General features: G+C 63.7%; 11 protein-coding genes. 3 read left to right on the forward strand and 8 right to left on the reverse strand.

Annotated elements, in window-relative coordinates:
- Positions 1–19: 19 nt before the first annotated feature.
- The 3 genes from J3D46_RS03220 to J3D46_RS25060 are packed head-to-tail and all read left to right on the forward strand — an operon-like array spanning position 20 to position 3,566.
- Positions 20–1,738 (forward strand): MFS transporter, encoded by a 1,719-nt coding sequence (locus J3D46_RS03220; protein ID WP_231342235.1) that lies wholly within the window; start codon positions 20–22, stop codon positions 1,736–1,738.
- Positions 1,735–3,246 (forward strand): M17 family metallopeptidase, encoded by a 1,512-nt coding sequence (locus J3D46_RS03225; RefSeq protein ID WP_231342234.1) that lies wholly within the window; start codon positions 1,735–1,737, stop codon positions 3,244–3,246. Before J3D46_RS03220 ends, J3D46_RS03225 begins: the two co-directional genes overlap by 4 nt.
- A 29-nt stretch (positions 3,247–3,275) precedes the next feature.
- On the forward strand, positions 3,276–3,566 hold the full coding sequence (locus J3D46_RS25060; protein ID WP_231342232.1) for an SHOCT domain-containing protein: 291 nt from the start codon (positions 3,276–3,278) through the stop codon (positions 3,564–3,566).
- A gap of 70 nt (positions 3,567–3,636) precedes the next feature.
- Here the strand turns inward: J3D46_RS25060 and J3D46_RS03235 are convergent, their stop codons facing one another.
- From J3D46_RS03235 to gcvT, 8 genes are all read right to left on the reverse strand, one after another.
- The gene (locus J3D46_RS03235; protein ID WP_159708952.1) at positions 3,637–3,897 is read right to left on the reverse strand and encodes a GlsB/YeaQ/YmgE family stress response membrane protein; all 261 of its coding nucleotides are present in this window, start codon (positions 3,895–3,897) and stop codon (positions 3,637–3,639) included.
- 67 nt (positions 3,898–3,964) lie between these two features.
- Complete coding sequence (locus tag J3D46_RS03240; RefSeq protein WP_231342229.1) at positions 3,965–4,345, reverse strand: hypothetical protein; 381 nt, start codon at positions 4,343–4,345, stop codon at positions 3,965–3,967.
- 115 nt (positions 4,346–4,460) lie between these two features.
- Complete coding sequence (locus tag J3D46_RS03245; protein ID WP_231342228.1) at positions 4,461–5,531, reverse strand: FUSC family protein; 1,071 nt, start codon at positions 5,529–5,531, stop codon at positions 4,461–4,463.
- 259 nt (positions 5,532–5,790) lie between these two features.
- Positions 5,791–6,798: a lipoyl synthase gene (gene lipA / locus J3D46_RS03250; RefSeq protein ID WP_253465067.1), complete on the reverse strand. Its 1,008-nt coding sequence runs from the start codon at positions 6,796–6,798 to the stop codon at positions 5,791–5,793.
- A 52-nt stretch (positions 6,799–6,850) separates the two neighbouring features.
- Positions 6,851–8,263 (reverse strand): L-serine ammonia-lyase, encoded by a 1,413-nt coding sequence (locus tag J3D46_RS03255; protein WP_253465069.1) that lies wholly within the window; start codon positions 8,261–8,263, stop codon positions 6,851–6,853.
- Between the two features lie 410 nt (positions 8,264–8,673).
- Positions 8,674–9,993 (reverse strand): serine hydroxymethyltransferase, encoded by a 1,320-nt coding sequence (glyA, locus tag J3D46_RS03260; protein WP_308102715.1) that lies wholly within the window; start codon positions 9,991–9,993, stop codon positions 8,674–8,676.
- Positions 9,990–10,373: a glycine cleavage system protein GcvH gene (gene gcvH / locus J3D46_RS03265; protein WP_017197389.1), complete on the reverse strand. Its 384-nt coding sequence runs from the start codon at positions 10,371–10,373 to the stop codon at positions 9,990–9,992. The genes glyA and gcvH overlap by 4 nt, the downstream gene beginning before the upstream one ends.
- Before the next feature lie 83 nt (positions 10,374–10,456).
- Entirely contained in the window at positions 10,457–11,593 is a 1,137-nt protein-coding gene (gene gcvT, locus J3D46_RS03270; RefSeq protein ID WP_253465071.1) for a glycine cleavage system aminomethyltransferase GcvT, read from the reverse strand.
- Between the last annotated feature and the right edge of the window lie 7 nt (positions 11,594–11,600).

Below are 11,600 nucleotides of genomic sequence, written 5' to 3' on the forward strand. Positions count from 1 at the left end.
AGAGCAACCAGGAGCAGACATGGCCAGTGACCACACCACCCAAACGACACCACCTACCGTCAAAGCGGCCTCCTGGCTGCCTTTGATCGTGGTGGTCCTCACCCAGATCCAGGCATCGTTCGCCGTGAACGCATTGACCGTCTCAATGCAGGGCATCACCACGGACCTGGACACGGCAGCAACCTCCGTGGGCACGGCCATCACTGCCGGCACGTTCTCGATGGCGGCCTTTATCCTTTTGGGAGCGAAGCTCGGCGCCCGTTTCGGAACGCGCAAGGTGTTCCAAATCGCCGTCGCCATCCATGCCGCCGCCATGGCGGGTGTGGCGCTCAGCCTAAGTCCCACGATGCTCTTCATAGCCCAGGCCTCCTCGGGCGCCGTCATTGCGCTGATCGCCCCCGCCCTCACGGTTTTCATCGCCACCAACTACAAGGACCAGCAGCAGGCAAAAGCCATCGGGCTCCTGGCTGCGGCCATCCCCGCGGCTGGCGTGCTGGCACTGCTGATTGCCGGCTGGTTCGCCACCACCATCGGATGGCGGTATTCGTTCGGCCTGATGGTGGTCCTCGGAGCCATCAACCTGCTGCTGAGCTTCAAGCTCAAGTCCGTCCCGGCGCAAACCCAGCTGAAGATCGATTGGACCGGCTCCATCATTGCCGCCGTGGCCATCATCTTTTTGAGCTTCGGCTTCAGCGGCCTCTCCGCTTGGGGCACGTGGTTTGCCACCCCGCAGGCACCCTTCGACATTTTGGGTCTCTCGCCGGCACCACTCCTGATCCTCCTCGGGGCCATCGCGGGACAGGTGTTCTTCATGTGGGTGCGGAAGCGCCAGGATGCCAAACTGCCCCGCATCTTTGACCTGAGGGTGCTGGCCTCCAGCTCCGAGCTCGCGGTCACTGCCTGCATGGCCACCATGTTGTTCGTGGGAACGGCCGCCAATTTCCTGATCCCCCTGTACATGCAGATCGTGCAGGGCCGCTCCGGCATTGAGACGTCGTTCTCGATCATTCCCTACACCTTGTCCATCTTCCTCGCGAGCACTTTCGTGGCATTCCTGTATGAAAAGTTCCCGCCAAGGACCATCGCGCAAGCCGGCTTCGTGGTGGTGGCCGGCGCGCTGGTCCTGCTCGCCTTCACCATCCGGAACGACTGGGGGCAGCTCTTTGTGGTGCTGGGCCTGATCCTGCTGGGACTCGGGCAGGGCGCGATCGTCGCTTTGGTGTTCAACACACTCCTCAGCGCTGTGCCCCGTGAGTTGGCCGGCGACGTCGGTGCGTGGCGCGGCCTGGTGCACAACCTTTCGGGCAGCGTTGGCATCGCGGTGGCGAGTGCGTTCGCCGTCGGCATGCTTTCCTCGCTGATAGCCAGCGGCGCCGCCGCGCATCCGGAAGTGTCCCAAGAACTGATATCGAAGGTGAGCATCAACGACGCCGACTTCATGACCAATGCGCAAGTGGAGGCGGCCATCGGGGACAGGGTGAGCAGCCCCTCGGAGCTGGCCGCCGCGACGGAAGTCAACGCCGAGGCACGACTCCGGGCCCTGCAAATCTCCCTTCTGGGGTTGTCCGGCCTTGCCCTGCTGGCGATTGTTCCAGCGGGCCGCATGCCCGGCCGTATGAAGGGCGACCTGCCCGAACAGCTCGAACCCGACGATCCCGATGCCATCCCCGAGCCAAGCCTTCCGGCCGACCAGGCCGTCACAGCGCATCCCACTCCCAAAGAACAGGCGAAACGGTGAATCACGAACCCTACAAATTGATCGCGGAAGACTTCTCACCCGTTCCTTCCCTCGGCGGAACAGAGCCGGAGTTGCACTTCGTGGACGGCTTCGGCAACCTCGATGCGATCGGCGTGCTGGTCCCCTCGGAGGGTGACGTTCCGGCGTCCGTTGGCCTGCACCGCGAAACCCTGGAGAGCGCAGGCTTTGACGGCAAGCCCGGGACTAGCCTGCAGCTGGCAAATGCTTCGGGCACGCTGGTGGTGGCTGTCGGCGGTGGGAAACCGGGCTCCTTGGATTCCGACGGCTGGCGTAAGGCGGCGGCCACCTTGGTCCGGGCAACCCAGAGGCACTCGCGGATCGGCTTCGAGCTCTCCGACACGGCGGGGATGGATGCCGAGCGACTGGGCCAGGTGCTGGCCGAGGGCGTGCTGTTGGCCCGCTACAACTACGAGACGCTCAAGAGCAAAGCAAAGGGAAGCCCACTTGCCGAAGTGCAGTTCCTTGCTCCGGGGGTAGACACTGCGGCCGCTGAACGAGGCGTGGCGACGGGCCGGGTGAAGGTGCGCGCCACCACTATTGCCCGGGACCTGTGCAATGCGCCGCCGAGCCACTTGACCGCGGCCGGCTTGGCTTCGGCGGCGAAAGAGCTGGGGAACCGGTTCGGTTTTGGGGTTGAGGAGTTCGGCAAGCAACAGCTCATCGACCTCCGCTGCGGCGGGCTCCTTGGCGTCAACGCCGGCAGCGCCCAGGAGCCCCGGATGATCAAGCTGACGTACCAACCCGGGGGATCTCCCACGGGCCACCTCGGCCTGGTGGGCAAGGGCATCATGTACGATTCCGGCGGTGTCAGCCTCAAACCCAGCGACCCCATGCACCTGCTGATGAAGATGGACATGGGCGGAGCTGCGGCAGTCCTGGCCGTCTTCACCGCCCTGCGCGACCTCGGCTGCAAAGCCTCCGTCACGGGATTCCTGATGTGCACGGACAACATGCCTTCCGGCTCGGCCTACAAGTTGGGGGACGTCCTCACCACCCGCAGCGGACTCACCATCGAGGTGAAGAACACCGACGCCGAAGGACGCCTGGTGATGTGCGATGCCCTGACGCTTGCGGTCGAGGACGGCGTGGACGGCATCGTTGATATCGCCACGCTCACGGGCGCCGCCCTGATGTCGCTGGGGCAGCTCACTGCTCCGGTGTTCGGAAACGATCAGCGGTTGGTTGACCTCGTCCTCGAGTCGGGCGGCCGTGCGGACGAGCAGCTGTGGCAGCTTCCGTTGGAACGGGCCTACCGTCCCCAGCTGGATTCTGACATCGCGGATATTTCCAATCTCGGTGGCCCGTATGCAGGCTCCACCACGGCCGCCCTGTTCCTGGCCGAGTTTGTGGGCGAAACCCCGTGGGCGCACATCGACATCGCGGGCACCATGCAGTCGGACAAGGACGATGCGTGGCGAAGCAAGGGAGCCACCGGCTTCGGCGCACGCCTCCTGATCGACCTCGCCCTCGGCTATTCAGCCGAATAACCCGAAACACCCAGCGAAGGGAGTCCACTGTGGGTCTATTCAGGACCGCGGGCCGTGCCGCCGTCGTCGGTTCGATCCTTGGCCGCACGCAACGCAGGCAACAACAACGCTTTGCCGCCGAGGATGCTGCTGCAGCCGCGGCAGCCGGCAACCAGCCGCCGCCCGCGTATCTGCCAGTGCCGCCGGCTGCACCGGCCGCCGTCGTCGATCCCACCGATCACATGCTCGCCCAACTCAAGCAGCTCGGGGAGCTGAAAAGCGCCGGCGTCCTCAGTGACAAAGAGTTCCAGGCGCAGAAGGCGAAGATCCTGGCACGCTGATTGTCGCCTGCTTGAAGACAGCGAAGAGGCCCCGACGCAGCAGCGTCGAGGCCTCTTGGCATTCAGGCGGTTAGGCCTTCTTGCGCGTGAGCAGTCCCCAGATGATGAGGACGATCAGTGAGCCGCCGATTGCCAGCAGCCACGTGGACAGCGACCAGAACTGGTTGATGCCCACGTTGAAGAGGGCGCTGCCGATCCATCCACCCAGGACGGCGCCGACGATGCCGAGCAGCAGCGTAGCGATCCAGCCGCCGCCCTGGTTGCCAGGCTTAATGGCCTTGGCGATGGCTCCAGCAATCAAGCCCAAAACGATCCAACCGATGATTCCCATTTTTGTTCCCTCTTTCTTTCCGGTGTCTTCACGGCCCCGCGATCAGCGCGGACAGCCGCAGGTCAGGTCAGTGTTGCCGCAGGAGGGATTCGACGTCCCCCGCCGGCACCCCCGCGGCCTCGGCCAGTGCGTGAGGTTCGATACCTGCATCCACTGCCTTCTTGAAGGCCAGCTCCAAGGTGTTCTGCGCGATGGCAAGTTCGTGCTGCAGGCTCTGGCGGCGCAGCGCGGCAATCCACACGCCGCTCACGGGATCCAGCGCATCAATGTCCATCCGAAAGCCGCATCCACAGGCCCACTCGGGCCAGATTGGCTCCACGGAGACCCACTTCATGGAGTCGTGCGTGGGGCTGGCGGAGATGGCCATCCGTGAACCGCAGTGCACGGGACCCCGGGCATGGACTGTTTCCGTGAGTGCGGAGCTTGGTTCCTGCAGCGCAACCGTCATCGTCTTTCCACACATTCGCTAGTAAGTATCTTGGGTAACTAGTTATACGTGTACTTATCAATTTGTCCAAACCGAGGGCATGGGCATCGGCGTGGCGACCGGGATCGGCGTCGGGTCAACGAACCCTTGTTGCCCGGCCCGCCCGCAGCCGCCGCCATGCCGCAGGAGCCACCACCACGGCCACGCCGACGGCGGCACCAATGACGGTCTCGATGATGCGGTCCCGGAGAAGCAAACCAGGGTCAACCGGCGCCGCCAACAGCGTGGCAATCAATGCGAGCGGAGTCACGAATACCTGCGCCACCAAGTACTGCCGGGCGATGAACATCTCCGCGCCGAACTGGCATGCCGCGATCACCATGACCATCGCCCAGGGCGCGGGGTTGAGCCACAGAATGCCGGCGAGCAGGACCAGCCCGATCACCGTGCCGGCAATTCTTTGGATGCCGCGGCTCACGCGGTAGCGCGTCGAATGACCCACCAATGGGACCACGGCCGCAACCATGGCCCAGTAGGTGTGCCCGAACCCGAGCCGCTCCCCCACCAGCGTCGCGATGGTACCCGCAAGACCGGCCGCCACAAGGTAGCCCCCGCCTTCGAGCCAGATCGCGCGGCGTTCGGCTGCGGTGTGCCGGATCCGGGGTGGCCGCTTCCACGGCGTCCGATGACTCTTGACCACGCGTGAGGACATGCCAATCAGCAGGCAGAACCCTGTGGTGAGTACCGACACCAGCATTGCTTCCCAGAGGGGTGGCTGGGCGGCAATGGAAGCGATGGCGGCAAAGGCAAAGATATGAAAGAGGGAGCCGCCGGGACGTAGCCGCCAGGCAGCCACCACCACGGAGCAGCCGCCGGCCACCACGGTGGTCGCAGCCGTCAAAAGCCACGAATATGCGGCACCTTCCATGCCCGCGCCCTGCGCAAAGCGGGCCATGAGGGTGGCCAGAAGGATGATGAAAAGCATGAAGCCGCCGGCGCGCAACTGGCTGCGGAAACGGACGCTATGTGGTTCGTTTCGGCCGTAAATTCCGGTGAAGGCACCGAACGAGGCAAACACTGCCAGGTCCAGTCGACCGATCAGCGTCAACGTAATCAGCGGGACAAATACACCTACTGCGCAGCGGAGGGCGGGATGGTGGTCCTTGTTTCCAGGGCCCATCGTGAACATTTCCGCTACAGCCTTCAAGGGGCGTCTCGCCTTTCGTCGCAGGATCAAACGTACGACGGCGGCACTGGCGTCCGCTTCCAACGTTACGCTCCGGGATCCGGGCTACTCCGGAATTGCGTACAGATAGTGCCTCGAATCACGGATGTTAGCTGCATACACCTCAGGAATGCCCGCGCCCTCGCAATCCCGCAGGATCCCCTTCAGCTGCTGTTGGCTTTCAACGCACTTCGCGGCAAGGCGCGGCAAGCAGGTGACGCTGAGGGTGGTGGAGCGGTGCCTAGCTGTGGGCGGCGAGGATGGTGGAGGCTTCCTGGCGGGTGGTGCCGGAGGACTCGATGTGGGCCAGGGCGGCCGGGATTTCCCAGCCCTTCTTCCGCATCGCGGTGGCCCAGAGGCGCCCGGCCCGGTACGAGGACCGCACCAACGGACCCGACATCACACCAAGGAAACCGATCTCCTGGGCTTCTTCCTGGAGGTCCACGAACTCCTGCGGCTTGACCCACCGGTCCACCGGCAAGTGCCGCTCGGACGGGCGCAGGTACTGGGTGATCGTGATCAAATCACACCCGGCCTCGTGCAGGTCCCGCAGCGCCTCGGAGATTTCCTCCCGGGTCTCGCCCATGCCCAGGATCAGGTTGGACTTGGTCACCATGCCCAAATCACGGCCCTGCGTGATGACATCCAGGGACCGCTCGTACCGGAACGCCGGACGGATCCGCTTGAAAATCCTCGGCACCGTCTCGACGTTATGCGCGAACACCTCAGGCTTGGAATCACAGATCGCCGCGATGTGCTCAGGCTTGCCGGAGAAATCAGGGATCAGCAACTCCACCCCCGTGCCCGGGTTCAGTTCGTGGATCTTCCTCACCGTTTCGGCGTACAACCAGACACCCTCATCGGCCAGGTCATCACGGGCCACTCCGGTCACCGTGGCGTACCGCAACTGCATCGCCTGGACGCTCCGGGCCACCTTGGTGGGTTCGAACATGTCCACCGGGGACGGTTTACCGGTATCGATCTGGCAGAAATCACACCGCCGGGTACACTCGGAACCGCCGATCAGGAACGTCGCTTCCTTGTCTTCCCAGCACTCGAAAATGTTCGGGCAACCGGCCTCTTCACAGACCGTGTGCAGGCCTTCCTTCTTCACCAGGTTCTTGAGCTGGACAAACTCAGGACCCATCTGGACCTTGGCCTTGATCCACTCGGGCTTGCGTTCAACCGGGACCGCCGCGTTACGCGCCTCAACGCGCAGCAACTTACGGCCTTCAGGTGCGAGTGTCATGACGTTCCTTCTTGTTTGTTGTCAGCGGTCTTTGTGCGGGTGCTCGTGTTGATCAGCATTCGACGACGTTGACGGCGAGGCCGCCCATCGCGGTTTCCTTGTACTTATGGGACATGTCCTTGCCCGTCTCCCGCATGGTCACGATCACCTCGTCCAGGGAAACCCGGTGCGTCCCGTCACCCCAGAGCGCCATCTTCGTAGCATTGATCGCCTTCGCCGCAGCGATCGCGTTCCGCTCAATACACGGAATCTGCACCAACCCCCCGATCGGATCACACGTGAGCCCCAGGTTATGTTCCATCGCGATCTCCGCAGCGTTCTCCACCTGCCCCGGCGTACCCCCCATCACCTCAGCCAACCCAGCAGCAGCCATCGACGACGCCGAACCCACCTCACCCTGACAACCCACCTCAGCCCCCGAAATAGAGGCCTGCTCCTTATACAACACACCCACAGCACCAGCGGCGAGCAGGAACTTCACCACCACATCATCCCGGTCCTGCTGGGAGGCCTTGTCCATGCCCGGAGCATAATTCAACGCGTAATACAGCACCGCCGGGATAATCCCCGCAGCACCATTCGTCGGCGCCGTCACCACCCGGCCACCCGAAGCGTTCTCCTCATTGACAGCCAGGGCGATCAGGTTCACCCACTCCTGCCAATACTTCGGATCGTTCCGGTCCTTATCCTCCTTCAGCAACCGCTCCAACCAATCAGGAGCACGACGCCGGACCCGCAACCCACCAGGCAACACACCCTCACGCTTCAAACTCGTCTCAACACAGGCCTCCATCACCGACCAGATATGCAGCAAACCCTCCCGGATCTCCTCCTCCGACCGGGACGCCCGCTCGTTGATGAACATGATGTCGCTGATCCCCAAGCCCTTGGACGCACACCGGCCCATCAACTCCGCCGCCGTCCTAAAAGGCAACGGCAACTCCTTCTTGGACTCCTCCAACTCCTGCTGGGCCGCGTTCTCCTCACCCTCACGGACAATAAACCCACCACCGACCGAGAAGAACGTCGCCTCCCGCAGAACATTCCCCTCAGCATCAGAGACAGCAAACTTCATCCCGTTCGTATGCCGCGGCAACACCGTCAACGGATGCAACACCATATCCTCCACCGCATACGGCAGCTCCACACCTTCACCGGACGCACCAGCCAGGTTCAGCACACCCGTCTCCGCGATCGTGGCCAACCGCTCCTCCACCTCCTCAGGCAGAATGAGCTCAGGGTGGTACCCTTCCAAGCCCAGCAGTGTGGCCGTCATGGTCCCGTGGCCCCGCCCCGTCGCAGCCAATGAGCCGTAAAGATCAACCCTCAAGCCCACCACGGAATCGAGCACGCCGGACTCACGCAGCTCGCGGGCAAACACCGCCCCGGCCCGCATCGGCCCCACAGTATGAGAACTCGACGGACCAATACCCACAGAGAACAGATCGAAGACCCCAACGGCCATGGCTATTTCCTCACTAAGTAAAACAACATTGAACCCGCCCCGCCCCCAACAAACGGAGCGGACCCCAAACCCCAAACCACCACCCCGGACGCCCACTCCGGCGCCACCTGCTGCCCACTTCGCCGATTCGGGGCTTCGCTGCACAACATGCCGCGCTCTCGGCATGTCCGGCAGCAACTCCCCGAACCGGACAGAACACCAACGCACTCCCAAACCAGCCCAACGCCCGAAGAACACCCCCGGCAGCTGGATCCAGCCATCACAAGCGAATGATGGCTGAGCCAGGAGTCACCTACCGTCGACCGCGGCGTCCGGCAGCATGCGTCCAAGGGAGCTTCGCGTCCGCTCAGCGGGCGCTTTAGCGACCGATCATGCAGAGGTCGTCGCGGTCGACGAGCCAAAACCCCCGATTAGCCGAGGTTCGCGACTCCCGGGTACAGCGGGTGCGCCTTCGCGAGGACATCAACGCGGTGACGCAGCCCGGAAAGGTCCGCATCGGCGTCGGCGATCAACACTTCGGCGATGATGTCCGCAACCTCGTGGAAGGCCGCTTCTCCGAAGCCGCGCGTGGCGAGCGCCGGGGTGCCGATGCGCAGGCCGGAGGTGACCATGGGCGGGCGCGGGTCGAACGGGACGGCGTTGCGGTTGACGGTGATGTCGATCGCGGCGAGGCGGTCCTCGGCCTGCTGGCCGTTGAGTTCGCAGTTGCGCAGGTCAACGAGGACCAGGTGCACATCCGTGCCGCCGGAGACAACGCTGATGCCCTTCGCCGCAACGTCTTCGCGGGTAAGCCGCTCGGCGAGGATCCGGGCGCCGGCCAAGACGCGTTCCTGACGTTCACGGAACTCCTCGGACGCGGCGATCTTGAACGCGACAGCCTTGCCGGCGATCACGTGCTCCAGCGGACCGCCCTGCTGGCCGGGGAACACTGCCGAGTTGATCTTCTTGGCGATGTCGGCGTCGTTGGAGAGGATGATGCCGCCACGGGGACCGGCGAGGGTCTTGTGCGTGGTGGAGGTGGTGACGTGGGCATGCGGGACCGGCGAGGGGTGCAGGCCGGCGGCAACCAAGCCCGCGAAGTGGGCCATATCGACCATGAGGTAGGCGCCCACGGAGTCGGCAATCCGCCGGAACTCAGCGAAGTCCAGCTGCCGAGCATAAGCGGACCAGCCTGCCACGATCAGCGCAGGCTTGTGTTCCTGCGCCAGGCGCTCCACCTCGGCCATGTCCACGGTGTGGGTGTCCTCGCGGACACCGTACGGGACCACGTTGTAGAGCTTGCCGGAGAAGTTGATCCGCATGCCGTGGGTGAGGTGGCCGCCGTGGGCGAGGTTGAGGCCCATGATGGTGTCGCCCGGCTTGATGAGGGCGTGCATCACCGAGGCGTTGGCCTGTGCACCGGAGTGCGGCTGGACGTTCGCGAAGTCTGCGCCAAACAGGTCTTTGATGCGGTCGATGGCGAGCTGCTCGATCACATCCACGTGCTCGCAGCCACCGTAGTAGCGCTTGCCAGGGTAGCCCTCGGCGTACTTGTTGGTCAGGACTGAGCCCTGGGCCTGCATCACGGCAACGGCGGTGTGGTTTTCGGAGGCGATCATTTCCAGGCCGTCGCGCTGGCGACCCAGTTCGTCGTCGATCTTCGCAGCGATCTCAGGATCCAACTCGGACAGCTGGGCATCCAACGACGCCGACACAACCTGCTGGTACTCAGTTACGGACACCGGGTTCACAGTTCTCCACCGTTCGTTGCAGCGTATTCTTCAGCCGACATGAGCGGCCCCTCTTCGGTTGCGGCCACCTTGAACAGCCAGCCGGCACCATAGGGATCGTTGTTGATCAGGGCCGGATCGCTGACGACGGCGTCGTTGATCTCGGTCACCTCACCGGTCACGGGCGAGTACAGGTCAGACACCGACTTGGTGGACTCCACCTCGCCGCAGGTCTCGCCCGCGGTCACGGTCGAACCAACCTCGGGCAGGTCCACGTACACAATGTCGCCCAAGGCGTCAGCGGCCACTGCGGAGATCCCGATCCCCACAGGTCCGTCACCATCGACGGCAACCCACTCATGCTCAGCCGAGTATTTCAATTCAGCAACTACCTTGCTCATTCCACTTCCTTCTTTCTGAGAGTTTTTGTACAGCTGATGCCCTCAACGGGGCGTCATTAGGGCGTTATGTGTACACAAACTCCCTATTTTTGGCGCTTGTAGAACGGGAGCTGAACCACTTCGAAAGGTTCGGCTTTGCCGCGCAAGTCCACTTCCACGATCGTGCCCGGCTCTGAATGCTCGACGTCGACATAGGCCATCGCTACCGGGTAACCGAGCGTCGGGCTCGGCTGGCCGGAGGTGACTTCGCCGATGAGCGAGCCGTCCTTGAGGACCGAATAATGTCCACGGGCGGCTCGGCGGCCGGTGCCTTTGAGGCCTACGAGCTTCTGCCCGATGGTCGACCCGACGCCGGCGGCCTTGATGGCGGTCAGCGCATCGCGGCCAATGAAGTCGCTTTCCTTGGCCAGGGAAACAACCGGGCCAAGGCCTGCCGCGTAAGCGTTGACGTGCTGGGAGAGCTCGTTGCCGTAGAGGGGCATGCCGGCTTCCAGGCGGAGCGAATCACGGGCGGCGAGTCCGGCCGGGATGAGGCCGTGGCCTTCGCCGGCTTCGAGCAACGCCTCCCAGAGACCGGGTGCATCAACGTTCGGGATGTAGATCTCGAAGCCGTCTTCGCCGGTGTAGCCGGTGCGGGCGAGCAACAGCTCCTGCCCGTTGATGGACACCTCGACGGCTGCGTAGTACTTCAGCTCCGTCACCAGTGCGTGCTGCTCCGCGGGGACCAGCTTCAGCAGGATGGCTTCAGCATTCGGGCCCTGCACGGCGATGAGTGACGTCTCGGAAGAAACGTCCTCGACGGCGACGTCGAAACCGGCCGCGCGCTTCAGGAGCGCCGCAGCGACCACCTTGGCGTTGCCCGCATTGGGGACCACAAGATACTTGTCCCCGCCCTCCTCGGGAGAGGGGCGACGGTAGGTAATGAGGTCGTCGATGATTCCGCCGTCGGCATTGCAGATCAGCGAATACTTCGCCTTGCCCACGGCGATCGCCGACAGCTTGCCCACCAGGGCGTAGTCCAGGAAGGCCGCAGCGTCCGGGCCGGTGACCCAGACTTCGCCCATGTGGGAGAGGTCGAACAGGCCGGCGGATTTGCGGACTGCGTGGTGTTCGGCGAGCTCGGACTCGTACTTCAGCGGCATCTGCCAGCCACCGAAGTCCGTGAAGGAAGCGCCGGCCTTTTTGTGCTGCTCATAGAGAGCGGTGTAGTTCTCAGACATGTCGGAA

Source organism: Paenarthrobacter sp. A20 (assembly GCF_024168825.1).
Classification (GTDB): domain Bacteria; phylum Actinomycetota; class Actinomycetes; order Actinomycetales; family Micrococcaceae; genus Arthrobacter.

Coding starts and splice junctions, on each gene's coding strand:
- gcvH (WP_017197389.1), bottom strand. CDS start 10,373: ATGAGCAAGGTAGTTGCTGAATTGAAATACTCGGCTGAGCATGAGTGG.
- J3D46_RS03235 (WP_159708952.1), bottom strand. CDS start 3,897: ATGGGAATCATCGGTTGGATCGTTTTGGGCTTGATTGCTGGAGCCATC.
- lipA (WP_253465067.1), bottom strand. CDS start 6,798: ATGACACTCGCACCTGAAGGCCGTAAGTTGCTGCGCGTTGAGGCGCGT.
- J3D46_RS03240 (WP_231342229.1), bottom strand. CDS start 4,345: ATGACGGTTGCGCTGCAGGAACCAAGCTCCGCACTCACGGAAACAGTC.
- J3D46_RS03220 (WP_231342235.1), top strand. CDS start 20: ATGGCCAGTGACCACACCACCCAAACGACACCACCTACCGTCAAAGCG.
- gcvT (WP_253465071.1), bottom strand. CDS start 11,593: ATGTCTGAGAACTACACCGCTCTCTATGAGCAGCACAAAAAGGCCGGC.
- J3D46_RS03255 (WP_253465069.1), bottom strand. CDS start 8,263: ATGGCCGTTGGGGTCTTCGATCTGTTCTCTGTGGGTATTGGTCCGTCG.